The following is a 26192-nucleotide window of genomic DNA, read 5'->3' as shown; positions in this document are numbered from 1 at the left end:
TCTTTTAGATATCATTTTAATATTAAAATGATATCTAAAAAAACAATTCAGTTTTTAACGTGAAGCAGTAAAACTTTCTCCGCAAACCCCTCGTCCAGCACATAGAAATAACACTCCGGGACGTTAAGTACACGTGCCAGTGAGCACATAGTCGTAAAGGACGGGGTGTAGGTACCACTCTCGTATTGGGAGATCCGCGAACGAGCAGTGGCTTCATCAATACCCGCCAGTACGCCCAGTTTCTCTTGTGTAAGCCCAGCCCGGAGGCGGGCGCTTTTCAGTCGTTGGGGAACCATGGTCAGCCGTCATAGAAAGGATTGACGACATGTTTAGCATCACTTAACATCAGACTTGTTTAGAGTTACTAAACACCGAGACACCAACCATGCAGTACGCCAGGAAACACCAGGGAAAAAAGGCCGGTCATTGACCGGCCTGTCTTTTATTGGCATTCCACACACCAGTCATTCTCCGGGGATCTTTCAGTATCGCCACAGCGTCCACTCCAGGCATCGAGAACTGGTCGGGGATATAGTGGAGCAGGACGATCACTTCCACGACAAGCAGTCCGGGTGACCCCATGTTCGAGCGCCAAGGCTACTGGGTAATCGATATTCACCAGCATCGACGACGGCACGTTATAGTAGGCTACCGCATGCAGGAGCTAGCCAAGAATGATAGGAAAGATCATTGATGCTCCTTGAGAAGTGCCACGCGAAACTGGCGCCGTAACGCCCCACGGTACGATACCAGTTTTACGCAGCACAAACTTTTATGAATTGTACCAATCCCACAGGAAGATTGCCCCAACGGCCGCATACGTCAGCGCTAACCTCCGACGTGCATAGGTTTGGAAAAATCAGTCGGAAGTGAAAAAGTGTCGTAAAAATGAATAAAAATCGCTGTTCATGAACTGATTGTCAGTTTCAAAATACCATTTTTTTACTAAATAACATATTGAATAATAATGATATTTAATCATAATTTAATCATTTCAAAAGTCACCTGTATCTAGATAAGACGGTTTTTGCTAAGTACAATTCAAAAACGTTATCGAACAGGAGGATTTATGAACACTCTCTACTTAGTAATTTATCTTTTCATCGAACTTTCAAAAGTTGCGGACAAGCTTATTCCTCTATTTACCAGCGCATCTTTGTTAGTTGCGTTAGTGACAGTGCTGACCCTTTTGTTCAAAGGAAAAGCGTAATGGCGAAAAAACTCTGGATAAAAATGCCCACAAACTGGATTCACAAGGAAGGCTTGCGAGCATTTGGTTGGTCAGTCCGTTCTGTAAAAGTAAGCAATGCACATAAAATCGCGGCGCTGCAATTGTATGTAGCGATAGCTATGACATGTGAGGATATGGAGATAACTAACCAAGAGGGGACGTCGCTAACCTGTTTCGCGTCATCACTAACTTACAACAGGCTGCAAGTGATGACAGGACTGAGTAGAGCGTCAGTTGCTGGCGGTCTGTCACTTCTTGAAAACAACGAAATCATTAAGGTTTTCAGAGAGGGGAGGAAAAATTACTACAGCCCGGCTGACTATAACGGAGTCAGCGGGTGGTGTAAGGTTCCGTATCGCAGACTACTGAATGACCAGGGTAATGTGACAGCTTTTCACGCATTTAAGTTACGAAGGAAAGCCGAACTGCATGCCCTGAAACTGTATCTGTACCTATGCTATGCACGTCCTAACACGTCTCACTTTACGATGGCCTCCTATGAAGCCATCAATAAGGCGACAGGTATTCCTGAAAAATGTATCCCAGCGGCATATACCGTTCTGGTTGGCACGGGACTACTTTCACACATAGATAAAAGTGCCGAGGAAGGGGCCACAAACAAAAGAATGGCAAACTCCTACTACATTACCGGCTATAGGGATCTGCTCCAAAATTTTTAACGTGTGCAATAGAAAGGCCCAGCGTAACTCACTAAGCATCACGATGAGATTACTGTCATGCTGAATACCGCTGGCTAACATCAAGTTTAAAAAACCAAAGTTAGGCACGGTTTTGGCAGAAAAACACAGAGCAGATACATAGAGGATCAGAGGCTGTCACGCCAGAAATCGGCGCTAAAATTATTCAGCCTACCTGTCGTTGTCTGATACGAGTCAGGGATCAATGCACCGTCTCTCCCTTCTCTAAAATATTGCTGCACTGATTGGAGCCCTAGCGATTTTAGATGCTCCCACTCATGAGACAACTCACTTTGCCTATTTTGCTCTTGTTTAGCCGCACTGAGTTTGCGGGCCGGATGTGGGGATAAGTAGTCCGGCCGCAAGTCAGCATTGTGTAGAAAAGTGATGCTGCTGTATGACCAGTCATCCTCTACAGACTGGCGCCAGTGGTAACAAACCCTAACCGTCAAACGTTCACTAAAATGAAGTGGCCATAGAATTTGCTCGTCGATGCCAAAGAGCAGTGCGTCGACTTCTTCCACATCCACCCTCGATTTCATCTGACTTACTGCAAAGGATAAATTATCGCCAGCTTTACGGGCTGAGTACCCCGTTTCTTCGCGCTTTTTCGTGGATTTAGCCCTGCCATGTGCAGAAACAGCATTTTCAAAGTTTGATAATTCTCGGGCCACATACGAACCGCACCTGTAAAGCTGGAGGGTTTGAAGAGGGTAAGTCCTTTCCTCTCTCAGGCTTTGCCTTATTAGCTGATCCAGCAGCTCAATATCTATCGCTTTAAGGGCATTTTTCACGTCTCGTGGGGTATTTATCTCACTCATCAAATTTATTCCCTTCTTGCCAAGAAGATCCATTGGAGAGTCTACTCCGCTGGTTTTTTAGTTAGTAATGCAATCATGTTCCTTTCAGCATGGCAATAGCGTCAAGTTCCGGCATCGAGAACTGCACCCGGTGCCGTGCCGCCACATCCAGCGCAAACACCTTCGTATAGACCTCCGTGGAGCTGATCGACTTGTGTCCCATCAGCGCCTGCAACACCTTGAGTGGAATGCCGGCATACAGCATATGCATCGCGTAACTGTGCCGGAAGGTGTGTGGGGTGACCGGCACAGAGAACGTCACCCCGTCGCACGCAGCGGCGTCTACAGCCTCTGCCAGCCAGCTGCGCACCGTCCGATCGGTGATCGTCCACAGACGTACCTTCTCCATGCGGCCGGATTTGGGATTACGACGTTCCTGCGGAATTTTCAGCGTGGCCACCATCGTCTGCAGCTGCGCGACGTACTGCGGATCGGACAGCGGTACCAGGCGGTGTGCGGAGTTACCCCCCGGAAGTCGGCCAGCCGTTCGGGCGGCTTTTTCCGTGCGTTGCTTGAGCGTGGCCAATTGCGCGAACGGGTAGGGGGGCGCCAGTGAGAAATTCTCGCGCGTCAGTGCCAGCGCCTCGTTGATCCTGGCTCCGGTATTCCACAGGGTGGCTATCAGCATTTTGCGGTGCAAATCCGGCACATAATGGAGCAGGGCGCTGATCTCCGGCGCCAGCAGGTATTTGGGGTAGTCGTCGTGAACCTGCGCCATCTGCCGGAGCGCCAGCGCGGCCGGGTAATCGATAGCCACGGGCAACGGTGCCGGATTAACTGAATGCGAGCCAGGCAGAGCAGGGAGGGGCGGGATACTCATGGCTTTTCCTCGATCGATAACGGCGCCAGCGACTGGGCCATCAGAACAGCCAGAACGCGGCGCCGTTTTCTTTCCTGCCGCCATTCTTTCCAGAGGACGTTCTGGGCCGACCAGGCGGTCGCATCAAGGCGGGTATGCGGGAGGCCCGCTAACTGCCTCAGTCGCCGTGCCTGGATGATGGCCTTGAGTCCGAGACGGGTATACTGGTACTGCCGCGCCTCAAAAAATTCATCAAAGTCGGGGGGAATATGCTCTGCAGAATGAATAGTCCGATCAGCCTCCCCCTGAATCACCGGCAACTCCCTAATACGGTACATTAGCTTTGCGGGTAACACTCGCCAGTCCCCGGCAACAGCTGAATAGTCGAGGACAGGAACAGATATTATCGGAACCGTGATAGCTTTGGAGTTCACGTCACCGCGATCGGTAGCAACTCCAGCACAGCCCTCTACAAATTGCTCAATCAGGAAGACCAGCTCAGTGGCGATAAAAAGACGCTCACTGGCCTGCTTCGCCGCCACTGCTCTTTCCTCCCGCCGGCGGGTAAAGTAGTGGGCCAGGTACACACCGCCCAGTGCCGCGCCGGCGGACGAAACCGCCGTGATGATCTGCGGCCACAGGCTGGCGCTGTCTTTGACGATCTTCACACCCTCAGTGGCAATAAACCAGTCGCCCATGTGTGTTCCTTATTGTTGTCGATAAATCCCGCCCAGCTCTTGCATAAACGTCAACATCCAAGGTCTAAAAGAATCTGAAACCTTGTTGCCCCATCACTGAGATCGACAAAATCCCCCCGCTGCGGGTCTGGCCGTTCGTCAATGGCTTCATTATCGTGGATACGAAGCGCCCATCCTTTTCCTGGAGGGGCATTCCATATGGCCAATACATCACCTGCAGAAGAAAGGAGATTCCTCGATAGAAAATCGCTTCGAATTCTCGATGAATCGCGCAGCCATAAAACGGGGTGAGTAGTTGCGAGATGGTCATACACACAATAAACCGAGTGAAAATAATTAGCGTCAATATCACATGACTTGCACATAAATCCCCATTGAAATTGTCACATCCCGCAATCACCCCAGTAACGATGATCTCCCTCGCAGTTTCCTGCCGTGAACATTACACATCTTATAATAAGTAGGCATATAACCACGCAAGTAAATTACCGGACGCCTGTTTCCGGGTGATCCGACTTTCTGGCTTATGACAACTTTCCGGAAGTGTACCACGGTCGGGGAAGGAGCAAAGTGCCCTTTTTCGCCCCTGCGCGGTGAGTCACGGGAGAAGGATAAGACACAACATATATTATAATATCCAGCCAGAAGTAGCACATGCTGTGCTTGGCGGGGCGATAGGGGAGGGTGGCGATCGGCAGATCCGGGACTGCCGGAAATCGGATCTGTACAAAGCAAATGAAGAAAAGGGGAAACATAATCGCTAAATCACTGGACATGTACGGCGTGCGCACGTACAGTTACGGTATCCATAACGCTACAACACAGTATAAACCCGTACCCCAAGCCCAGCAAGAGAGATCCCCATGGAAACGAAAGACCAACGCATAGAACTCCGACTGCCTCAGCAGCAGCTCGAGGATCTGGATAATTTCATTAGCAACATTGAGGGTCAGTATAAGCCGTCCCGTTCAGATGTATTGCGTACGTTTATTGCACAAGGTATTCGCGGGAAATTTACCCCGGCCAGTCAGGAAGCAGAGATGTTTCCCCTGGCCGCGCGGCTGAACCTCTTTTTCCAGCTTTGCCAGCTGCAGCAGAGTAGCAATGTGCTGCCCCGCGCTTTCGATCACCTGCGATACACGATACCGAATTACACCGAAAGCACCGTGACTGCGGAAGCGCTGGTTCGTCAGGTCTATCTCCAGCGTTATATGTGGTTCTTTGAGCTCGACGTGAAGCACCTGCAGTCCATTAATGACCATCTGAGAGGGGACCAAATCCTGTCGCTGATGGATCCTCAGCACAACCAGGAGGTCTGCAATACCCTGGATACGGTGATGGCCATACGTGATATGTTTGCCCGGATAGGCCAGGTGATGGAGGAGGCTGAACAAAAGGCGGGGGACGAACAAAGCGTCAGTGCCGCGCTGGCCCGTATTCGCGGATATGCGACTGATTACGATGTCCCACTCACCTTCAAGGGCTATCCAAACACGGCAGCGTATACACAGCAGATCCAAATGTGGGCCTTAGTTGACTGGATTGACGAAGGGGAAGGCAAGCACACTATCAGCGAATACCGCTTGCGTCAGGATAAGGATATGACGTCCAAGTACGCCATCATGCTGGAGATCTACCAGGACATCTGCAGTAACCACCCATTCAATCTTGACGGGCTGGAGCAGATGGTCAAAAGTCGCCGTTTCGACTGCCACCCACTGAGCGGCCGGTGAACTGAAGGCTAAAACGAGAAAAACCACCGCGAGGGTGGCTTTTCCGAACTACTATTGTCGCGTGAGGCCTGAACTACGGCACACCGCTTTGATGTGCGAATTAAAGCAGATACACGCCACGTATGTCAAATCTTTTTCTGAAGGTAGCGAGAATGAGCCTTGATTTGTTCATTAATAAAGAACGCCTCGATATCTATGTACAACACCTCAAGATAGCTCCGGCTCAGGTAATGCCCGCCTATCACTGGAACAAAGCACTTTGCGGTGCCATGCTTCCGGCACTTCAGTGTCTCGAAGTTACGTTGCGGAATGCTCTTGATCATGCAATTCAGTCGAATCCACCGCCAGCCGCAGTCGCGTCTTCACTATGGCTGACGGACCATAACTGGATATTTGATCTTCCCCGTTACATAGGGAATAAAGCCTTTCCGAAAAGCAATGACCGGTACAAACGACCACATCCTCAAAAGCCGGCACAGCCAAGAGATGCTCAAGGTTTTTTGCTGGATCAGTACGGAAAGCGTGTATTGAAAAACACAATATCTGTTGAAAATCAGGTAAGTAACGCAATTAGTGAAATTGCCAAAACGAGTAAGCTAATCACACCAAACCGTGTGATCTCCGGGTTGTCCTTTGGCTTCTGGACTCAGCTACTTACACGATATTACGAAAATCCTAAGGGTGGGCATAAAACGTTGCTCTGGCCCCATCTCACGCGAACGGTTTTTCCAAATGCTCCGGCTCATTTTGAACGGAAAGAAATCTGCGACCAGTTTTACCGTATTAAGGAACTGCGCAACAGATTGTCCCACCATGAGGCTATCTGGAAGTTCCATCATGATGATCCTCAGACGGGCAAACCGAATTATGGAAATCCTGTTTATGGGGCACAGGCCAGTTGTAGCCTACTGAGAAAGCATTATGACGATATTCTGGATATGATCGGATGGATGAATCCTGACCGGAAAACGAATTTTCTGAGCCACTCGGCAAACCTGCGATTCTATGCGCTGTGTTCTGTAGACGGATTGAACAGTTATATCGCCCCCGAAAAAATCAAGGCGCAGATTAAGGTTACACGCGGGGGTAAAGGTATCAGCAAGTTAATCAGGATAATTGAAAAAAATGAGTTCATAAGGATTGTGAAGGAGGGGCAGACAGTACTCACCATCGGTGCTGACAACTCCTTTTCCATTCCCTGAATGCTTATATTCTCTTTTACTCATACAAACCCGGAGTCCTTCCGGGTTTGCCAGAAAACGGATTGAATAGGCCCGGGTTTCGTAGACACTTTTTTGCCTCATAATGGAGGCTCAATGAAGGAGTGTTTATGTCAGCCAAAAATTTCACTGAAGAATTCAAAATTGAAGCCGTAAAACAGATTAACGAGCAGGGATAACGTTCTGTCAGATAAAAGCACTCTCGTCCCCGAGAAGACAACCCAGTAGGCCATGACTCACGAAGGAACAATGACATACTGCTACCGGCCTCGTCAGGTCAGGCTGCGTGAAACCAAAACCATGTGGATCAGTGAATCCGGGCATCGGTTCAGAAAGTCCACCGGTGCCGCAGTCGGCAGTCGCGTCTGGAGTTCACACCGTCTTGATTTAAGCAGCATCCGCGAAATCCTGCCCGATGAATAATCGTCGGGCCGGGTATCACGGATAACAACCATCAAGGAATGACCGTATGCCTTACTATAATGCAGCGGATATGCGGGCAAGAGCCCGTGATGCCTGGCACTCAGAATGGATCAGCACACGTGGGTTGAAAGCGCGTTTCTGGACAGATAAGGCAATATCTGTGTTTCTCGGCAGGCCTCAGAAAGCGGGCCCGATAATGGCCTGGAAGCGGAAGGACGTGCAGAAGGTCGAGAGTACGCCTGAATTTCAGAACTGGCTGGCAAAGCGGCGTGCCTGGCTTGCGGCACATGGCAAATTACCTGGTGAACAAAAGCCCAGTGCGTAGTCGCGCTGTACGGCGATCTGTGATCGCCGCAGTAACGCAATATTGTCAGATTTGCCCTATAGTTAGGGGCGATCGCCGAGGCGCGGTCTTGTAGCAACCGCTCATTTTTAACCAATGGATCATGACATGAGAAAATCTACGTTTGCCGCTCTGCTGTTACTGTGCCTGACGCCGGCGCTGGCGCTCGGTGCCACACCGGCCCCCCACGCCATCATCAAAACCGCCCCTGTTTATCCTGAACAGGCCCTGTTGAAAAGCACCAGTGGCGTCGTCAAGGTAAAATACGATATCGAGCACGACGGCACGGTCAGCCATGTGCGTATTGTGCAGGCGAAGCCTGCCGGGGTCTTTGACGAGGCGGTGCTGACCGCCATGAAAAGCTGGCGCTTTGAACGCGATCAGCCGGTGAAGGATCGCGAATTTACCATTAACTTCACCACCAAACCGACCAACTCGGTCTATGGCAACGGGGTTCCATTTCGCTGATCGCCCGCAAAGCCGGTACGATGGCAAGCGAGAAAGATGAAAAGGACCGGTGCCCAGGGAGGCGAGAATGACCAAAGCGTATTATTGGAAAAGTCAGGTGTGGGGCGTGACGTACTTTTTTATCGCGCTCTATTATATCCATATCTTCCAGCCCAGCGTGAATGTCCCACTCTCTCTGGTCGCCGCCATCCTGAGTCTGTTGCTGTATCCCTGCGCCAAAAAAGCCATTGAAACGGCCGCCCTGCAGTTCACCAGTGAAGCATTCTGGCACCGTGGGTTGTTCGCCGATACCATCGGCAAAAATGGGGTGCTGATCCTGTATTATGCCTTCTGTTTTGTCATGGCCCTGCCGCTGGGCACCCTGTATCTGCTTGCCCTGTTCCTCCGAAATAAAAAGGCCGCGTAAGCGGCCTTACTTTACGTTAAATACCGGCGGCTTTGTTGACCTTCTCCACAAGCTTTTCATTAACCATCACGCTGACCAAGGTCATGATGATGGCAAAGCCAAAAATGCCCAGCGGCGTACCCAGTATCACGCTGTAGGCAAACGCCGTCAGCGCCGTGGCGGCCATGCCCGCCCCGATGGTCTCCATCTTCACGAAAAGTGGTCTGAAGTTCTGCGTCCGGATCGCTTTAGGCAACTCGACAACGAAGACATCGTAGGCATCGATGACCTTGCCCGTGTAGTTGAACGCCTTGCTGAACTTGGCAAGGTTCTGGGCGATATGCTCTCGGCGCACCGACTCCAGCGCTTTGGCCACCGCTTCGCGATCGGCGACGCTGAATTTCTTGTTCAGCACGTCCTTGTACTTCTCAAACGCCTTCAGCGCCTCTTCCGCATTTTTGAGCGTTTTCCCCTTGGCCGCATCGGCCAGCTCTTTGGCCACCTTGGCGGACTGCTCGCCAAATTTCTCCGTCAGTTCCTTGTAAAAGTCCGCCGTCGTCTTGATGGCGTCTTTCATCGCCTCCTCTTCTTTCTTCCTGGCTTCTTCAGCCTCCCGCGCCTGCCGCTCTGCTCGCAGGGCATTCAGCCGCTTTTCTGCCTCCAATTTTTCTCGCTGAGCCTGTTCAATACGTTGCTGTGCCAGGTTTGCTTCATTTCGCGCCGATACAATAGCAGCCTTGTGTGCATTGACTTTATTACCGGCATCCTCTGCATCGCCCCGAAGTATCGCTTGAGATGTCTTACCTCCTTTTTTCGATAACGCAATCAGCCTGTCCCATTCAGCCTCTAGCGCTGGAAGTTGCTTCTCAAGTTCAGTGGCGCGGCTCTCTGCAACTGACTTCTCTGTACTTGCCGTGTTAATTTGCTGCTGTACTTCATTAAGTTTACGCTGCTGCAATTGCTCATTATTCTGAGCATCCCATTCAGCCTGCTTGCGTTTCGCCTCTTCCTCGGCGCGTCGCTTGGCTTCCGCCTCTGCCGCTTTGCGTTTGGCTTCTTCTTCCGCCTTACGTTTTGCCTCTTCGGCCGCCTTACGTCGGGCTTCTTCGTCCGCCTTACGCTTGGCGGCGTCTTGCTGTTCTTTTTGCCACTGCTGATAGGCATTGGTCAGGCCAGGCACGGCCTCATTGGATTTCCGATACCCGGTGCGATCACTTCCTTTGCCGCCGCCGTTGATCTCGTATTTTTGCGTGATCTCGGTCATGACCTTGTTGTTGTCAAGCCAGAAGCCCGGGGGGATTTGGCCGCGACGGACCGCCGTAAAGATAGCCAGCGGAAGGGTATAGTCTGCCGCCGGGTTTTTGCCGGCATAGCGCCCATCCGAAATGCTGGCGTTATTGCCAAAATTCTGGCCGGCCGGCGGTTTGGCAGCATTGATGATGGAATTCAGTACGCGGGTTGCACTGCCCACACCATCATTCACTAACGATGAATTCTCATAGTTCATGACGACCCCGTTCATCGTTGCGTGGCCCTCGGCATTGATAATGACCTTGCCAAAGCGGGAGGTATGCACATCACCGGGCTTCATGATCACCATATTGATAGTGCCGGTATTGCCACCGCCGCTGTCGCCCCCGTTGCCTGTAGGGCCAGTAGGACCAGGTCGGCTGGGAGGATCGCCGGTCACCGTCATGCTGTCGCCATCATCCGGTGAATGATAAGTAAATTTGGTATTTGCATTAAAAAGCATGGGCTATCTCCGTTGATTAATACTGTACGAATGCACAGTTAAATCGACTGTATAGACCGTGTCTGTCGGGGACAACCCCATGGAGGTCACTCTCGTTTGTGTGCAGGCTGGTACAACATTCATTAAAGAGAATGCATGACCGAATACCCCCGAATCGGTCCCAGCGAGATCCGAGACTGCCGGAAATCGGATCTGCGCGGCGGAAAATCCGCAGATGATATGATAATTAAACAACATACATAAAATCACATCTGATATGATGTTTATCATTAATCACAAAATCATATCTAATATGATGTTTACTCATTCAGTTTAAAATCATTCGTGATATGATTTTTTACTTACCGGACATTATCAGATTGAGCGTGCAGGATGGATCAGGAACAGAACTTTTCTCTCAGCTACGAACAACTGCTGAAGATCACCGAAGACGAAATTAAAAAATGTGAACTCGACGGCAGCAGTGAGTGGAATGCTCATCAATGGATGAAAGCCGACGGCATTGTGCAAATGTGGCACATCCTTGCACTCCAGGGGTTGCCGAAAGACGCCGGATTTGACCGCGTGAAGGCTGACCTCGCGCAGCTGAAATCGCTCATCCGTCAGCGTCGGGGCAGAGCATGACAGCGGTAACCGCCCGCCGTCCGTCGCCGCTGCAGCGGCGGGTGCTGATTGTGCTGGCCGCTCTCAATGCGAAACGTCCGGGGCCGGTGGCGACGAAAGATATTGAGCGGCTGCTGGCGCAGGGCGGTGAGGCCCCGGTGTACGGCAACAACCTGCGCGGCTCCTGTCGCCGGATGGAAGCCGCCGGCTGGTTGCGCACCCTGCGTAACCGGCAGACGCTGCAGCTGGCGGTGGAGCTGACGGACGCGGGCAGGGCGGTGGCCACACCCCTGCTGGCCGGCGAACAGGAACGCATGCTGACCGAACAGCGCGCAACAGAAGTAATGATCCTTCCCCTGGTCCCGGTGAGGCCGTCGGAAGATGCTGGCACCTTCGCAGACGACCGGCTAGTGCAACTAGATAACATCTGGCACATGGCGTGCCGGGGCGATTACGTGGTCCGCCTCGACGGCACCACCTGTCTGCAGCTGTGGAACTCGACCGGACAGGCGACTCGTCTGGAGGGCGATCCCCTGAAGGTGGCGCAGTGGCTACAGGCCTGCCACGATTCGGGCATAGATATCCGTCTACAGATCAATGAAAGCACCACGCCGGAAGAGGGTATGACTGCCGCCCCCTCGCCAACTGACCAGACCGACACCTGGTACCGGCAACTGGACACTGCGTTGCAGGAGCTGGGGATCACCGGCCTGACTGACGAGGAGTGGCGGGCTGTCGTGACACCCGGGGAGGCGCTCCGATCGCTGCCGGCACAGGAGCGGCTGCTGCATATTCTGCGGGAAAGTATGGAGGCGTTTCCGCTCACGGCTGCCTCGTATGAGGAAGATACCGGCGCTGCACTGGGTACCCTGCTGGCCCGTACAGGGTTCACGGTCACCCAGGCACAAGAGCTACGGGAGCACCGCATTCGATGGCCACTGATGAGCGAGGAAGCATTCGCTCTAAAAAAATGATTAAATAAGGAATGTTGGCATGGTGAAATTTTCTTTGCTGGAAAATGCACTGGACTCAGTCGAAACCGGGCTGGAGCACTTTTATAACGCTGCTCGCGAGAATAGAAATCGCGATCACAAGCGCTGCCTGTTAGATCTGTTTCAGGGGGCCGAACTGCTGCTGAAGGCGACGCTGACTCGCCTTGATGACACCCTGATATTTGAGCAATGGTCGATTAAAAAGGTGTGTGGTGATCGGCAACCTACAGAACAGGATCTATATCGTTGCAAAAGTGTGGCGATTGCCGGGCTCATCGAGCTTCTCGAAAAGCATTATCCTGATTCATTCGAGAAAAACAGTTTGAGTTTGCTGAATACACTGGCGCTGGAGCGCAACAAGATCCAGCACTTCGCCATTGAAATATCATCAGAAACCCTGGCCATGATGTTGCGTGAACTTTACCGGACGGTGTACAAACCCGCATTTGCCATTCTGCAGTCGGATGACACCGAGCTGGCGACGTATGATTCAGACATAAAAGAAAAAATAGTAAAGTTTGAGCGGCAGTTCCTGGATATCGATGTCGAGGACGAATACCACCTGGCCATGTGTCCAGTCTGCGAAAGTTGGTCTCATTTTATTCTGTATCGTGGTGAAAGTTTTCCGGTAGAAACATACTGCACCTGCTGCGAATTCAGGTTGGAAAACCTTCGTCCCGAGGACCATCACTTTTGCCCTGAGTGCGACTGGCCAGCAGTCATCTACGTGCCCAAGCATCAGGCAGGGGCCTGCCTTGCTTATACTTGTTACTACAGTAAGGAGGGGGGATTTGTACCGATGGAACCATGTGATTGCGGCGGGTACAAAATGGAAGGACATTGCAGAGAGTGCAATCCTGAATAATAAGGGTAGAAAGCGATAGAGACTGCTCTAGACCAAAACCACAAACCACCCTAAGCCATTGATTAATTTAACATAATCAGTATTATGTGAACTTTTTTAACATTTTCAATGAGTTATATAATTAACTCCTGGTTCGAAATCCCACCATACCGCTGAAGCTATACTTGGGTCATGTTGACACAAAAGGATCAGCTGCCTATGTGTGGCCGCTTTGCCCAGTTCCATAGCCGAGACGAATTTCTCGCAGCCCTGGCGTCTGATACACCAGTTAGCACCACCGGCGACTGGCGCGCCCGGTATAACGTCGCCCCCGGCACGCCGGTACCGCTGTTCCATCATCATCATGATCAGTTGCAGCTGGCGCCGGTTGACTGGGGATATGCACCTGCCTGGTGGCGCGCCCAGGGAAAACCGGCCCTCATCAACGCCCGCGTCGAAACCGCTGCAAGCAGCCGAATGTTCGCTCCACTCTGGAAACATGGCCGTGCGCTGGTACCGGCATCGGGTTGGTACGAATGGAAAAAATCCCCGGACAATCCGCGACTGAAACAGCCGTATTTCATCTATCCCACCGATCGCAGCCCGCTGTTCTTCGCCGCGTTGTGCGCCACTGATCCGGAAGTGGCTGACAGCTTCGTCATTATCACGGCCGCCAATCATGACGGTTTGTCGGATATTCATGATCGGCGCCCACTTGCGCTGCCAGCAGCAGCCGCCCGCGACTGGCTCGATAGCCGGTTGATTCCGCCACCGGGTGACATGTTGGCCGACATCTACAGTCTGCAGGCGGAGAGTTTTGCCTGGCAGCCAGTATCTTCAGACGTCGGTACCGTTCGCAACGACAGTGCATCACTCATCGTGGCCATCGATACACCCAAAGTCTGACCCGGCGTTATCCACAGTTTTAGTGGATAACATGTGCGCAAGCCCCCCGAAAAATCATCGTCAAGGGGTATAAAAAACACTCAGAAAATTATTAGATTACGCCGCAACTGGCAGGGTGGCTTAGTTTCAGGCTTGCGTCTGCGTGCGTTTCGTTTATGATTTACTGTATATATATACAGATAAATTATACCTATTATGAACACGTCGAAATTGTATTTATTTTCACCAGTCCAGCCCGTGAAGCTCCCTCTATTTGGAACACAATGCCCTGCGGGGTTCCCCAGCCCTGCCGATGACTATGTTGAGCAATCAATTGATTTAAATGATTTTATAAAACATCCGGCGGCGACATACTTCATCCGGGCTACTGGCGAATCGATGACCGACGGCGGGATCTTGTCGGGTGATTTGCTGATCGTCGATCGGGCGGAAAAACCCGTGCATGGCAGCATCGTCATCGCCGCCGTTGACGGCGAATTTACCGTAAAGCGGCTGCTGCTCACCCCGCGGGTCTGCCTGGCGCCAATGAACCCGGCATACAGCCCCATTTACCCCGAAACCCTGGAAATTTTCGGTGTGGTGATCCACGCCCTCCACTCATTTGGGAGGTGATCATGTTTATGCTGGCTGACGTCAACTCAATGTATTGCGCCTGTGAGCAGGTTTTCCGGCCAGATCTTAAAGGTAAACCATTGATTGTATTATCAAATAACGATGGAACCCTGGTAGCGATCAACAGAGAGGCGAAAAAACTGGGTCTGAAACGCGGCATGCCATTTTTCCTGGCAAAGGACACCATCAGAACACATCAGGTTACTGTGTTCTCGAGCAATTATGCCTTGTACGGTGATATGTCGGCACGCTGCATGACCGTTCTGGAATCCCTCGCGCCGGCGCTGACCATCTACAGTATCGATGAAGCATTTTTGCACGTCGCCGGCATCGATGCCGTTGAGTCATTCGAAGACTATGGCCGGCGCGTTCGCGATACCGTTTTGCAGCAGACGGGACTCACCTGCGGGATCGGTGTCGCCCAGACGATGACGCTTGCTAAACTCGCGAATCACGCTGCGAAAACCTGGCCGGCCACCGGCGGTGTGGTCGACCTGACGAACCGCGACCGACAACGAAAGTTGATGGCGTTGCTGCCGGTCAACGAAGTTTGGGGATGCGGGCGCCAGTTGACGAAAAAGTTGGCCACGATGGGGATCACAACAACGCTGCAGCTCGCGGACAGCAATCAGGCGTTGATTCGCCGGACGTTTGGTGTCGTACTCGAGCGCACAGTACGCGAACTGAACGGAGTTCCGTGCATCTCGATCGAGGCGCTGCCGGCAAAGCAGCAGATCATCGTCAGCCGGTCGTTTGGCCAGCGCGTCACGCAGCTGCAGGACTTGCACCAGGCGGTGTGCCAATACGCAGAGCGCGCGGCAGAGAAACTCCGTCGAGAACGGCAGTATTGCCGGCATATTTCGGTATTTGTGCGAACCAGCCCATTTGCTCCCCACGAGCCGTATTACGCTAACAGCTACAGCGTGCAGCTCATGTTGGCCACGCAAGACACCCGCGACATAGTAGCGGCAGCAGTGAAAGCTCTCAAAGCCATTTGGCGCGACGGGTTTCGGTATCAGAAGGCGGGGATCATGCTGAACGATTTCTGTGACAAACCTGGCCAGATCGATCTCTTCGACGAACATCCACCGCGCGCTGGCAGCGAACAATTGATGAAAGCCGTCGATGGCATAAACCACTCCGGGTTAGGAAAAATTTGGTTTGCCGGCCAAGGGATCAATAAATCCTGGGCAATGCGCCGCGAACTGCTGTCCCCTAGCTACACGACACGACTCAGCGACATTCCCGTCGCCAGGTTGATGTAAATGTGGTAGTGCCCATAAACAACTTGGTTCCCCTCGCTGAAATTGGGCGTGGAACCAGGCGGTAAACTGATAGGGGGCAGTTTGGATATAGAGAATTATTGTACGGTAAGTATATTTTTTGAACAGGATTACCTATAGCAATAGGGTGTACTCCTGCGCTATAGACTGCTTGGCTAGCATTTTTAGCCAATGAGATAACCTAAATGCGATACAGAATGCCCGATAATTTAAATGCGATAATCGCTAATACAAGATCAATAAATTACTCACCAACGTTGGTAAAATAATGCTCTAAACGTACAAAAATTTCCGGTTTTCAAACCGCCCCCCACGGTACTAATAATAGACAATTAAGGGCATTTAATGCAGCGTTTAACTTTTTATATCGCAGCGATGGCGGTAACACTAGCGGGATGTGGGGTCGGTTCCGGCTGAGGGCGAAATGACACCCTAAGCTTTCGGTTCCTTGGGCCAAAGATATTCGCCAGTCAGTAGAATGTGCGCCCAGCCCAATGGGGATATGTGGGGAAGACATTCAGGGGGAACATCCAACCCTTCGTTCCGCCGCTCCGTGACGGCATGACCAAGATGGACGGTATTCCAGTAAATGATCACCGCAGTCAATAAATTGAGCCCAGCGATTCGGTAGTGCTGCCCCTCTGTCGTGCGATCGCGAATTTCCCCCTGCCTCCCGATACGGAGCGCATTTTTGAGCGCATGGTGGGCCTCTCCCTTGTTAAGACCGATCTGAGCACGCCGCTGCATGTCCGTATCCAGGATCCACTCAATAATGAAAAGGGTCCGTTCAATACGACCAACTTCACGAAGCGCAACTGCAAGGTTGTTTTGTCGTGGGTAAGAAGCGAGCTTGCGCAGGAGTTGGCTGGGCCTGATTTTGCCAGCGGTCATCGTCGCGGCACAACGGAAAATATCAGGCCAGTTCGCAACGATAAGATCCTCCCGGGCTTTTCCACCTACCAACTTGCGTAACTCCCTGGGGGTCGTATCGGGATTAAATACGTACAACCGCTTCAATGGCAGATCCCTGATTCGCAGAACGAGATTGTAGCCGAGCAGGCTACTGGCTCCGAACAAATGGTCGGTGAATCCTGCTGTATCGGCATACTGTTCGCGAACATGGCGACCGACCTCGTTCATCAGTAGTCCATCGAGAATATACGGTGCCTCGCTCACGGTCGCCGGGATCGACTGACAAGCGAATGGCGCGAACTGGTCGCTTACGTGAGTATACGCTTTGAGGCCGGGAACAGAACCATATTTGGCATTGACCATGTTCATGGCTTCGCCATGCCGCGCTGTCGGGAAAAACTGACCATCGCTCGATGCTGACGTGCCCATCCCCCAGACGCGTGACATCGGCAGTTTACCCTGCGCGGCCACCACAATTGCCAATGCCTGGTTCATGGCTTCGCTTTCAACATGCCAGCGGGCAAGGCGTGAGAGCTGCCAGTAATCATGCGTGTTTGTAGCTTCCGCCATCTTACGCAGGCCCAGATTGAGCCCTTCAGCGAGCAGGACGTTGAGCAGACCGATCCGGTCGCGACATGGAGCCCCGGTTCTCAGATGGGTAAACGCATCTGTGAAACCAAGGGCTGCATCAACTTCAAGCAGCATGTCGGTAATCCGAACGGACGGCATTCGGCGATACAGATCCAGTATGAGTGCCTCGGCACCATCCGGCACGTCTGCTGTCAACCTGTCGATCCGCAACGTTCCATCTTCTATGCTACCGTGCGGAATAGTGCCGTTACGGGCAGCCCGGGCCAGCCGCTTAAGAGCGATCGTGAGTCGCGCCTTTCTGTCTGCCAGCCAATCCTGTGGGTTGGAAGGCACGGCCAGTTTTGCATTTTCCTGCGCCGCGATCATCGGCACCAGTACCTGCTTGAGGTCACCATAGCGGCGCGAATGAGCGAGCCAGACATCTCCGGAACGAAAAGCATCCCGGAGGTGAAAGAGTACCGCCACTTCCCAAAGACGGGTATCTCCTTTTTCCTGAGCTCGTAAATGACGGTTCCATTTGGAGCTGGGCCGCAGGAAACGCCTTTCTGGCGATGCAACACCTTTCATCTCTCCGATCGACAAAGCTGCTGCTACCAATGGTCCGGCGACCGGCGCGGCTTCGAGCTTCAGACAGCGCAACATGCGGGGCGCATAACGACGAAAGCGATGGTATCCCTGCCCGACATATGCAAGAGGCTCATCGGCTAGCGTGTTGCTGAGTTGAGTCCCTGTCGCTACCAGTTGAGCGAGCCGGTCCCATGCAACCGAACTGGCGACAGCCATCTCCAGCGGGGTTCCGTCACTGCGGGCCTCAAGCAACGAAGCTCCCAGCGCGGTGAAGGTACGGATCGTATCCGTGAGTGTGGCTTTAGAGCCGGAAATTGTTTCGTCATGCTGGCGCTTCGCTTCCCGCCAGGTTTTTCCTACGATCCTGTCATGGGTTTCGACTATGGCATCAGCAATCGCCGCTTCCCACTCCACAACACAGACGGCAAGGATCGCCCAGCGGCGGTCCGAAGTGATGTCACGCAAACCGTCGGTGAAGTAGCGTTCACCCTGCCGACGCAGCCGGGCAATGCGATGGGCAGGTATGCTGGCCAAAGCACTATGATTGATATTCAGGGTACGCAGAAATTCGAGCCTGTCGAGCAAACGGTTAGCAGCAGCCGAGTTGTTACCAACCTCGAAGTTGCGAAGCCAGATGAAACGACTGATATTGCCGGCGAGCATTTCACTCAGAAGTTTGTCCAGGTGATCGCGAACATCCGCTGTTAAATTTTCCGCAATCCGCGTTTCAATCCGCCGCTCAGCGGCGACCAGAGCATCCGCGCACAAGCGCTCGATTGTCGATACTGCGGGCAGAATGGTGGAAGTTTCCCGACACCGCACAATAAAACGATGAGCAAGATCCTCGTTTGATCTGGCATCTTCGGCCTGGCCGAAAGTCCACTCCCGCAGATCACGGGCACCACGGCCCGTGAAGGTCTTGTAGCCGTAAATTTCGCGCAGCGTGTCCATGTGCTGCTGACGGGTTTGGCGCCGTGTGGCATAAGTGAGAAGCGCATCAGCCGGAACTCCAAGCTGAGCACCGACGAAGGAAAGGACTTCACGCGGGATCATCTCACCAGGAGCCAGTGCACGGCCCGGATATCGTAAGGCACAAAGTTGCAGGGCAAAGCCAATCCTGTTTTCCGGTCTGCGGCGCTGCCTAATGTTTTCCAGGTCATCATCGCCCAGCGTGTAGAACTTCAGTAGCGACAGTTCGTCCGTGGGCAGATCGAACAGCGCTGCTCGCTGCCGTTCGGTGAAAATATGGCGTCGTGACATACAAATTCGTCCCTTTTGAAGTATAGTCTGTTTTGGACAACAGCCAGCCCATATAAATCAGGGCGTTCCGATACAAAAATCCAGGAGGGTTCAATTGGGACATCGTGCCGCCATTTACTGCCGGGTTTCAACAGCGGATCAGTCTTGTGAACGCCAGGAATTTGATCTGCGAGCCTTCGCCGGCCGTGCCGGCTACGACGTGGTGGGAATATTTAAGGAAACAGGTTCAGGAACTAAACTCGACCGGGCCGAGCGAAAGAAAGTCCTGGCGCTTGCCCAGTCCAGACAAATTGATGCAATCCTGGTCACTGAGCTTTCCCGGTGGGGGCGCTCGACGCTCGATCTGCTCAATACGCTACGTGAACTGGAGAACTGGAAGGTTTCCGTGATAGCCATGAATGGAATGGCGTTCGATCTTTCGTCGCCGTATGGACGAATGCTGGCGACGTTTCTTTCCGGCATTGCGGAGTTTGAGCGGGATCTCATCAGCGAGCGGGTCAAGTCAGGCCTTGCTGTTGCGAAGGCACGTGGTAAGAGGCTTGGTCGTCAGGCCGGAGTGCGACCAAAATCAGACCGACTTTTGCCTAAGGTGGTTGCGATGAGGGCCGAGGGACGCAGCTATCGCTGGATCGCACGCGAGCTCGGTATCAGCAAGAATACCGTCGCTGACATCGTGCAACGACACAGAGCTAACGCTTAGGGTGTCATTTCGCCCTCAGCCGGAACCGACCCCTATAGCGATGAGGCCGATTTGAAAGAGCAGATTGACGAACTTTTTGACGAGATATACCGCACCGCTGAGATACGTAACTGCGTGGTCGATGATATGACGCTAACCAATGATGCGACGAATCAGGGCTGGAATGAATACGATGGAGGTTGGCAATAATTTCCTGAGAGAAGCTTAAACCAAAATTCCCGCCAGTTCTAACATTCAAAAAAACACTCATATACTCATTCACACACAACAAACACATTTACTCATTTGTGTTTTTGTGTATAATTAAACTCAAATGAGTAAACACACAAATGAGGTTTAAACATGAAAATTATCGCGTTCCTCAACCCCAAAGGGGGGTCTGGTAAAACGACTGCGGCGATCAACGTCAGTAGCTGCCTTGCCAGTTCGGGTAAGAAAATTGCAGTTGTAGATACAGACCCACAGATGAGCCTGACTAACTGGAATAAAGCAGAGAAAGCAGCATTCGATGTTTACACCGCAGCATCAGAGAAAGACGTTTACCAGGTAAGAAAGGATCTGGCTGAATATGACTTTGTGATTATTGATGGTGCCGGTTCTCTGTCAGTTATTACTTCCGCAGCGGTGATGGTCAGCGATCTGATTATCATCCCGGTAACGCCCAGCCCTCTGGATTTTTCCGCTGCCGGTTCTGTTGTCACTGTACTGGAAGCCCAGGCTTATAATCGTCCAGTAGAAGCTCGATTCCTCATCACACGGAAAATCGAACAAGCCACCATGCTTAACGTCCTGAAAGATAGCATTGCTCAGACGGGTATTAAATCGTTTAAAACTGCGATCACACAACGCCAAAGTTACGTTAAATCCGTCATGGAGGGTGAGAGCGTTTTCGATACCAACGATGGAGCAGCCAAGGGCGAGATAGCCATTCTGACGCGAGAAATACTTGAATCATTTGAGTAAAAACTCATATACTCATTTTGGCATATTAAGAGGTTATGTATGGCACTGACTAAACAACAAACATCAAAAACAATGAGTTTCGGTGAGCATCGGGATCTTGAAAAAGTCGTCAATAGCACACCCACGGGAAAGCAAAAGAGAGTCAACGTTAACTTTGATGAAGAAATACATATCCGCTTCAAAGCTGCGTGTGCAAAAAAAGGCACATCTATTACTGATGTGATAAAGGACTTGGTCGATAATTGGCTGAAAGAAAATGACAGCTAAAAACTCAAATGAGTAAAAACACATTAATTCAAAAACACACCTATCCTTACCGAGAACACTGATCTGGTGCATAAATTTTTTATGTGCCAGATCGGTGTTGGCCAAGCAAAGCGCGGCAGCGTGTTTAGATTTACAGTAAATAAATGGCATTTATGGTTCATGGGGATTATTGGACTGAATTAATTACTCCCTGTTCGAACCTAAAACCACATTAAGATACACACCGATAGAAACAGAAAAGATAAAAATAACCCATTGATTATTAGAATAAAACTCTGCTGAAATAATATAAGCCACCATGTTTGTGATAAACGCGATAAACAGGATTATCAATACTCTACCGATTTTTGACTCTTTTTTATTCGCTAATTTTTTAGCGTAATCAGTAGTTTCACGTATCTGAGCAAGCAACTCCTTATCTGATTTCATAACTATCTCCTAGTTAAGTGATGTTCAAAAGAACATCATATTTACCCGATTAGAGCCTTAGCCTTTGCTCTGATCTCAGCAAGTTCTTCAGGCGATACTGCGCCTTTCTTTGTTACTTTTCGCGCTCTCCAGTCAACACAGGTAACTTGATCGGCAAGAGCAACACTTTCGCGGCTACCCGATAGTTCAACCTCAAATGGATAGCCTTTAGCTTTAGTGGTACACGGAACGCAAAGCAGCAACCCTACGGGATTATTGTAAGAAAAAGGACTAAGGACGACCGCAGGGCGATGGCCTCCCTGTTCGTGACCTTCTACGGGGTCAAAATCCAGCCAGATTAGATCAGCAGAATTTGGTACGTAACGTGAAACCATTTAGATCAATTCCTTTCCAACTGGCGAACCAAAATCTATTTTTCCGTGAACGTTATCTGGTGTGATACCTGATAACAGTACATCCAGTGAATACTCTTTAGATTTCAATGGTACTAAAACAATTTGGCCAGCTTCATCAATTTTCAAATCGAGTTTATCTTCGACATTAAGTGCTGCTGCTTGCATTACGCTGGCTGGTATTCTGATCGATGGGCTATTGCCCCATTTTTTTAGCGTTACTGTTGTCATTAACATTTCCTCCCTCATATTTGTAGATACATTGTAGAGGATAAACAATGTATCTACAAGCATCCCCCTTCCTGCTAGACCGGGTTTTTAGCTAACTTTCAGTAGTGATGTAGGTAAGGGCGAAAAGTGCCTTTTCGCTGTAGTCGGCGGTTCCGAGGTAGAACCCCAAGAAGATACTGCAAAAGCTAATCTTACTGAAAGTTCGCAAATAGCGAACTTTGTTGACATATAGCGAACTTGTGTTGTATATTAACCCTGCCGTTACTTAAGAGAGATTTCGCCAGTTTTACATGAGTAGATTTACGAATTTACTCGCGGAGGATTTTATCCTCTACATAGTTACCCCCACCTGATGACGTTGGCTCCGTAGCTAATCTTATCGCTGTGTAACGTAGTGTTGCGCATGTAAGGGTCGAGGGTATTCTGATTGTGGTGGCGACACCACAATCAGATTGAAAAGGGTTTGCTGCCAAAAACTCTCATTCTTGATAGGGCGAACTAACAACAATAATGTTGTTAGGTATCAAGAGAGGTTTAAATGCGTATATTTAATAGTAATGGTTTTTGGCAGGCACTTAAGAAAAAGCAAGCTTTCAAAATTACACGTATCATTTGGAATTTGATGTTACGTTTAATTAAGTTAGGAATTTTAATTTATAAAATTCTTGAGATTTTTGATAAGCATAGTGATTCTTAAGTGTGCCCTACTTTCAAAAGATGAGGTGTGAAATGATCTATCGAGCGCTTAAGACAATAAGACTTTACCATAATATAAAACAATCTGAACTCGCAGAAATTTTTGGCATGTCAAAATCCTATCTTTCCGAAATTGAATCTGGAAAGAAAACTGTAAATTTTGATATTCTTGAAAGCTATTCGAAGCAGTTCGAAATACCCGTTTCTTCTCTTATTTTCTTTTCCGAAGAATTGAATTCTCCTTCTAAGAAGAAGGTAGCAGAGAAGTTCAGATTAGTATTCGCCGATAAAATATTAAAAATAATGGAATGGAGTGTTGAACGAAATGAGGAGAAAGAAACCGAAAATTAATACAAAAAACAAATCCTATAGCCTTCAAGATTGTGCGTTATATAAATGCATAACAAAAAAAAGGCTGGTAAAAATATTAAAATCAGATTTGGGTAAATTAAAAAACCTTAGCAGGGATATTGATAATTACACCACATTCTATGAAAAAACTGACATACAAAAAAAACGCCTCATAGAAAGGCCAAATGAAGAATTAGATGTCATTCATACTAGGATAGCTAGTCTTCTATGTCGAGTTACTCAGCCAGACTTTATGCATTCTGGACTAAAATTACACTCCCATGTATCCAATGCCAAAAAACATATTGGAGTACACCCTCTTTTAACAACTGATTTAAAATCGTTTTTTCCATCAACAAGTAAAGCTATTGTATTTGACTTCTTTTTTAAGAAATTATTATGTTCTCCTGACGTATCTGAATTACTAAGTAATTTATGCACTTATAATAATCACATACCCACAGGTAGCCGAATTAGTATGCCATTAGCATATTGGGCTAATAGTAAGATGTTTTTAGAACTAAATGCATTATCCAAAGCACTTGGTATATGCATGACTGTGTATGTTGATGATATTACTTTTTCTGGTAGATCTGTAAATAAATTATTCAAAAGCAAAGTCAATAAAATTATAGAATCTCACTCTCACATAATGCACCCTGTAAAAACAATTCTATATAAACCGTATCAAAATAAGTTGGTAACAGGGGTTATTGTTTCAGGTGATAATTTAAGGGTCAGAAATAAACAGTTAAAGGATATACATGTTCAAATGAAAGAATGGGAAAATTCAAACCTTATTATTAGCAGGAACATTGTTAAAGAACGTCTACTAGGAAGGTTAAATTCGGCTTCAACTATAGATATTAGATTTAAAGACAAGGCTCGGACATTAAAAAAAACCACATAATATATTAAATACTAACGTATAAATTTTATTGCAGCATTTCTAAAAAGAAGAAGGCAGGAGTTTTACAATAAATGACGTTTATGGTTCATCTGTTGGTGCAAAATACGCGCAATCAGAATATCCGTATCACGAACCGTATAAAAAATGGCATGTCGCTGAAATTCAATGCGCATCACGCTAGGAACAGCATCGTAGTCCCGCCCCATATCTGGCATTCCGGCCAGTGTCTCGAAAAATGCCTCAAGTGCGTCGGTATAATGGTCTGCCTGAGCTTCACCAAATTTCAAGAGCGTATAATCATAAATCCCAGCGAAATCTTCTGCCGCCCATTCGGTGAGTTTATACACGATGTCTCAGTTTTCTTTGTGCTGCAATATCCCGCAGTGATAGCGAGCTTTCACCGCTTTCCAGCCCAGCAATAACAGCCTGGCGAATAACTTCATCGTTTGTTTCCTGTTGCTCCAGCAATCGCAGCGCAGAGCGCATAACTTCACTTGCAGAGCCGTAACGGCCACTGTCTATTAATCGACTGATAAACGAATCGAGTTGTTCGCCAATTGTAACGCTTGTTGTTCTGGCCATAACGCCCCCTGTGTTAACTATCAACACAATGATAGGAATACTTGCTCCTGGTGTCAACGAATACACCCAAACGGATTTTGCCTCCTTCCTGCTAGACAGGTTTTTTAGCTTACTTTCAGCGGTGAAGTAGGTAAGGGCGAAAAGCGTCTTTTCGCTGTAGTGGTTACAGTTAACTCCCTGCCTCCGGGCAAAGACCGGAGGTGCTACTTAAAGTTGTCGGGGAGCATAGCGACCATGCCGAACCGGCGCGGCCGTCTGGCCGCTGCAAGGGCGGTCATTATCGGTTTTCCCCGTTATCCACAGAACTTATCCAGCGAATAAGTAGATCTTTAATGAAGTTAAGTAGGTCGAAGACCTGATTGTTTTGCAGCTAACTATTAGTTGATTGCAGATAGTCCCATTTACCTATTTGCAGGTAAGTGTGCATAAAAGATATAACACCGGTGTTGATTGGGGGTTTGACCAAATATCGGTGAAGTTATCGTGATAATGGTGACTAAAAAACGAGCTGTTTTAGCAGATGGACAACGAACATCCTCCGCAGGGAATCGGATTAGTAAAAAGAGGGCGGGTTAGTGAGGCGGGGCTGTGCCTGGCTGCTCCATATTTACCAGTTCAAGCTGGTAAAGCTGAGTCCAGACCATTTTTTCAAACTGCTGAGGGGTTAGATGGTGTATATCACCCTTCATATCACGGAAAATACGCTCGGCCACCTGACGCTTTCGCTCATCGAACGGTAATTCGGCCAGCTTACGCCGTTGTTTGCCCTCAATAGCGCGTGTACGGCGGCTGAGTATCGTCTGATGGCGGCAACGTTCATACCAGCGCTTACGGGCTTCTTTTACTGTCATAGCCTCGCCGGGTTGTAGAATGCCGTCCTCAATAGCGCGTAGGCGTTCTTCTTGCTCTGCTCGTAGCTTGTCCATATCCACACCGGTAAGACGCCAGCCTTCTTCTGTAATGATTATATGCTTAGGAAAACGGCACCCGTTCACATAATCCCACTCAGTTTCAGGCGCAAGGACTATGCCAAACCTCGCCAGTTCGTCTATCAGACGCGACACCCTAGATACCGTCACGGCAGTTTCAGGGATGATCTGGCCATCTTCATTCCGTGGACTGAGTTCTTCAGCCAGCTTAGTGATGTTGATAGTGACAATACCGGTAGCAAGATCGGCTTTGTTGACGAAAAGCACAAACAACGCATCGAGCAAACGCCGGCGTACTTCACGGAAAGCTCTTTTTCTGTCCGCGACAGGTCGCAAAAAAGTGAAGATTGGATCGGCAGAAACACGACGACGAATAACCCAGGCACCAGAGGTTTTGTCCTGGCTCATAAGGTTACGTAAGGCTCGACCATGCTGTTTACTGAGAGGTTTATAATGCGCCGGACGCACGTAGAGCGGTAACGGACATTTACAGGCTGTAGAATGTTCGCCACGATGACGCTTGTCTGGGTTTTGTTGGGTAGAATTTGTCTGGTTATTCAC

At 49.8% G+C, this 26192-nt stretch carries 32 protein-coding genes; 20 read left to right on the top strand and 12 right to left on the bottom strand.

What is annotated here, in order from left to right:
* Positions 1-47: 47 nt before the first annotated feature.
* Positions 48-296, bottom strand: coding sequence for a helix-turn-helix transcriptional regulator (locus QOT07_RS25315; protein ID WP_130016794.1), 249 nt, complete (start codon positions 294-296; stop codon positions 48-50).
* 773 nt (positions 297-1069) lie between these two features.
* Between QOT07_RS25315 and QOT07_RS25310 the strand changes: the two genes are divergently transcribed.
* Positions 1070-1210 (top strand): hypothetical protein, encoded by a 141-nt coding sequence (locus QOT07_RS25310; protein ID WP_165366318.1) that lies wholly within the window; start codon positions 1070-1072, stop codon positions 1208-1210.
* The gene (locus tag QOT07_RS25305; protein WP_130016795.1) at positions 1210-1911 is read left to right on the top strand and encodes a helix-turn-helix domain-containing protein; all 702 of its coding nucleotides are present in this window, start codon (positions 1210-1212) and stop codon (positions 1909-1911) included. The genes QOT07_RS25310 and QOT07_RS25305 overlap by 1 nt, the downstream gene beginning before the upstream one ends.
* Before the next feature lie 146 nt (positions 1912-2057).
* Here the strand turns inward: QOT07_RS25305 and QOT07_RS25300 are convergent, their stop codons facing one another.
* The 3 genes from QOT07_RS25300 to QOT07_RS25290 are packed head-to-tail and all read right to left on the bottom strand — an operon-like array spanning position 2058 to position 4286.
* On the bottom strand, positions 2058-2783 hold the full coding sequence (locus QOT07_RS25300) for a hypothetical protein (RefSeq protein ID WP_207213989.1): 726 nt from the start codon (positions 2781-2783) through the stop codon (positions 2058-2060).
* Between the two features lie 40 nt (positions 2784-2823).
* The gene (locus tag QOT07_RS25295) at positions 2824-3609 is read right to left on the bottom strand and encodes a site-specific integrase (RefSeq protein ID WP_261159727.1); all 786 of its coding nucleotides are present in this window, start codon (positions 3607-3609) and stop codon (positions 2824-2826) included.
* Complete coding sequence (locus QOT07_RS25290; RefSeq protein WP_130016796.1) at positions 3606-4286, bottom strand: hypothetical protein; 681 nt, start codon at positions 4284-4286, stop codon at positions 3606-3608. Before QOT07_RS25290 ends, QOT07_RS25295 begins: the two co-directional genes overlap by 4 nt.
* Before the next feature lie 863 nt (positions 4287-5149).
* On the opposite strand from QOT07_RS25290, the gene QOT07_RS25285 reads away from it, so the two are divergent.
* From QOT07_RS25285 to QOT07_RS25265, 5 genes are all read left to right on the top strand, one after another.
* Entirely contained in the window at positions 5150-6019 is an 870-nt protein-coding gene (locus QOT07_RS25285) for a nucleotidyl cyclase domain-containing protein (RefSeq protein WP_130016798.1), read from the top strand.
* A gap of 152 nt (positions 6020-6171) precedes the next feature.
* Complete coding sequence (locus QOT07_RS25280) at positions 6172-7221, top strand: Abi family protein (RefSeq protein ID WP_207213988.1); 1050 nt, start codon at positions 6172-6174, stop codon at positions 7219-7221.
* A gap of 267 nt (positions 7222-7488) precedes the next feature.
* Positions 7489-7662: a hypothetical protein gene (locus tag QOT07_RS25275; protein WP_261159723.1), complete on the top strand. Its 174-nt coding sequence runs from the start codon at positions 7489-7491 to the stop codon at positions 7660-7662.
* Positions 7663-8113: 451 nt separating this feature from the next.
* On the top strand, positions 8114-8473 hold the full coding sequence (locus tag QOT07_RS25270; protein WP_165366317.1) for a TonB family protein: 360 nt from the start codon (positions 8114-8116) through the stop codon (positions 8471-8473).
* A 67-nt stretch (positions 8474-8540) separates the two neighbouring features.
* Positions 8541-8879, top strand: a complete 339-nt coding sequence (locus QOT07_RS25265; protein ID WP_130016801.1) for a colicin E1 family microcin immunity protein — start codon at positions 8541-8543, stop codon at positions 8877-8879.
* Between the two features lie 16 nt (positions 8880-8895).
* Here the strand turns inward: QOT07_RS25265 and QOT07_RS25260 are convergent, their stop codons facing one another.
* Positions 8896-10611 carry a colicin-like pore-forming protein gene (locus QOT07_RS25260; RefSeq protein ID WP_242503221.1) on the bottom strand — a complete coding sequence of 572 codons (1716 nt, stop codon included), beginning with the start codon at positions 10609-10611 and terminating at the stop codon, positions 8896-8898.
* A gap of 372 nt (positions 10612-10983) precedes the next feature.
* Here QOT07_RS25260 and QOT07_RS25255 point away from each other — a divergent pair, with 372 nt between their 5' ends.
* From QOT07_RS25255 to umuC, 6 genes are all read left to right on the top strand, one after another.
* Complete coding sequence (locus QOT07_RS25255; RefSeq protein ID WP_006322729.1) at positions 10984-11235, top strand: hypothetical protein; 252 nt, start codon at positions 10984-10986, stop codon at positions 11233-11235.
* Positions 11232-12188, top strand: a complete 957-nt coding sequence (locus QOT07_RS25250; RefSeq protein ID WP_129935310.1) for a hypothetical protein — start codon at positions 11232-11234, stop codon at positions 12186-12188. Before QOT07_RS25255 ends, QOT07_RS25250 begins: the two co-directional genes overlap by 4 nt.
* A 19-nt stretch (positions 12189-12207) precedes the next feature.
* Positions 12208-13071, top strand: coding sequence for a hypothetical protein (locus QOT07_RS25245; protein WP_129935308.1), 864 nt, complete (start codon positions 12208-12210; stop codon positions 13069-13071).
* 198 nt (positions 13072-13269) lie between these two features.
* Positions 13270-13956, top strand: a complete 687-nt coding sequence (locus QOT07_RS25240; protein WP_283604542.1) for an SOS response-associated peptidase family protein — start codon at positions 13270-13272, stop codon at positions 13954-13956.
* Between the two features lie 195 nt (positions 13957-14151).
* Positions 14152-14568, top strand: a complete 417-nt coding sequence (umuD, locus tag QOT07_RS25235; protein WP_130016803.1) for a translesion error-prone DNA polymerase V autoproteolytic subunit — start codon at positions 14152-14154, stop codon at positions 14566-14568.
* A 2-nt stretch (positions 14569-14570) separates the two neighbouring features.
* Positions 14571-15833, top strand: a complete 1263-nt coding sequence (gene umuC, locus QOT07_RS25230; protein ID WP_130016804.1) for a translesion error-prone DNA polymerase V subunit UmuC — start codon at positions 14571-14573, stop codon at positions 15831-15833.
* Positions 15834-16283: 450 nt separating this feature from the next.
* Here umuC and QOT07_RS25225 read toward each other — a convergent pair whose 3' ends face one another.
* Positions 16284-19181, bottom strand: coding sequence for a Tn3-like element Tn5403 family transposase (locus QOT07_RS25225; protein ID WP_129941809.1), 2898 nt, complete (start codon positions 19179-19181; stop codon positions 16284-16286).
* A gap of 94 nt (positions 19182-19275) precedes the next feature.
* On the opposite strand from QOT07_RS25225, the gene QOT07_RS25220 reads away from it, so the two are divergent.
* The 4 genes from QOT07_RS25220 (at position 19276) to QOT07_RS25205 (ending at position 21111) form a co-directional block, all read left to right on the top strand.
* Positions 19276-19881, top strand: a complete 606-nt coding sequence (locus QOT07_RS25220; protein WP_000509966.1) for a recombinase family protein — start codon at positions 19276-19278, stop codon at positions 19879-19881.
* 51 nt (positions 19882-19932) lie between these two features.
* On the top strand, positions 19933-20070 hold the full coding sequence (locus tag QOT07_RS25215) for a hypothetical protein (protein WP_224718488.1): 138 nt from the start codon (positions 19933-19935) through the stop codon (positions 20068-20070).
* A 153-nt stretch (positions 20071-20223) separates the two neighbouring features.
* Positions 20224-20844, top strand: coding sequence for a ParA family partition ATPase (gene parA, locus QOT07_RS25210; RefSeq protein WP_283604466.1), 621 nt, complete (start codon positions 20224-20226; stop codon positions 20842-20844).
* A 39-nt stretch (positions 20845-20883) separates the two neighbouring features.
* Complete coding sequence (locus QOT07_RS25205) at positions 20884-21111, top strand: plasmid partition protein ParG (RefSeq protein ID WP_283604464.1); 228 nt, start codon at positions 20884-20886, stop codon at positions 21109-21111.
* 183 nt (positions 21112-21294) lie between these two features.
* On the opposite strand, the gene QOT07_RS25200 is transcribed toward QOT07_RS25205, so the two are convergent.
* The 3 genes from QOT07_RS25200 to QOT07_RS25190 are packed head-to-tail and all read right to left on the bottom strand — an operon-like array spanning position 21295 to position 22226.
* A complete protein-coding gene (locus tag QOT07_RS25200) occupies positions 21295-21540 on the bottom strand; it encodes a hypothetical protein (protein WP_283604462.1) in 246 nt (81 codons plus the stop codon).
* Between the two features lie 41 nt (positions 21541-21581).
* Positions 21582-21914, bottom strand: a complete 333-nt coding sequence (gene mazF, locus QOT07_RS25195; RefSeq protein WP_283604460.1) for an endoribonuclease MazF — start codon at positions 21912-21914, stop codon at positions 21582-21584.
* Complete coding sequence (locus QOT07_RS25190; protein ID WP_310902779.1) at positions 21915-22226, bottom strand: AbrB/MazE/SpoVT family DNA-binding domain-containing protein; 312 nt, start codon at positions 22224-22226, stop codon at positions 21915-21917.
* Between the two features lie 475 nt (positions 22227-22701).
* Here QOT07_RS25190 and QOT07_RS25185 point away from each other — a divergent pair, with 475 nt between their 5' ends.
* The 3 genes from QOT07_RS25185 to QOT07_RS25175 are packed head-to-tail and all read left to right on the top strand — an operon-like array spanning position 22702 to position 24120.
* A complete protein-coding gene (locus QOT07_RS25185) occupies positions 22702-22860 on the top strand; it encodes a hypothetical protein (protein ID WP_211271130.1) in 159 nt (52 codons plus the stop codon).
* Between the two features lie 32 nt (positions 22861-22892).
* On the top strand, positions 22893-23210 hold the full coding sequence (locus tag QOT07_RS25180; RefSeq protein WP_064645508.1) for a helix-turn-helix domain-containing protein: 318 nt from the start codon (positions 22893-22895) through the stop codon (positions 23208-23210).
* The gene (locus QOT07_RS25175) at positions 23173-24120 is read left to right on the top strand and encodes a reverse transcriptase family protein (RefSeq protein WP_261371862.1); all 948 of its coding nucleotides are present in this window, start codon (positions 23173-23175) and stop codon (positions 24118-24120) included. The genes QOT07_RS25180 and QOT07_RS25175 overlap by 38 nt, the downstream gene beginning before the upstream one ends.
* A gap of 62 nt (positions 24121-24182) precedes the next feature.
* On the opposite strand, the gene QOT07_RS25170 is transcribed toward QOT07_RS25175, so the two are convergent.
* The 3 genes from QOT07_RS25170 to repA form a co-directional block, all read right to left on the bottom strand.
* Positions 24183-24467, bottom strand: a complete 285-nt coding sequence (locus QOT07_RS25170) for a type II toxin-antitoxin system RelE/ParE family toxin (protein WP_283604457.1) — start codon at positions 24465-24467, stop codon at positions 24183-24185.
* Positions 24460-24702 (bottom strand): type II toxin-antitoxin system ParD family antitoxin, encoded by a 243-nt coding sequence (locus QOT07_RS25165; RefSeq protein ID WP_000124732.1) that lies wholly within the window; start codon positions 24700-24702, stop codon positions 24460-24462. Before QOT07_RS25165 ends, QOT07_RS25170 begins: the two co-directional genes overlap by 8 nt.
* Before the next feature lie 572 nt (positions 24703-25274).
* On the bottom strand, positions 25275-26192 hold the full coding sequence (gene repA / locus QOT07_RS25160; protein ID WP_283604454.1) for a plasmid replication initiator RepA: 918 nt from the start codon (positions 26190-26192) through the stop codon (positions 25275-25277).

This window comes from Serratia proteamaculans, from assembly GCF_949794035.1.
GTDB classification, from domain to species: domain Bacteria; phylum Pseudomonadota; class Gammaproteobacteria; order Enterobacterales; family Enterobacteriaceae; genus Serratia; species Serratia proteamaculans.
The sequence above is the reverse complement of the archived record's forward strand: the minus strand, read 5'-3'. Positions and strand labels throughout refer to the sequence as shown.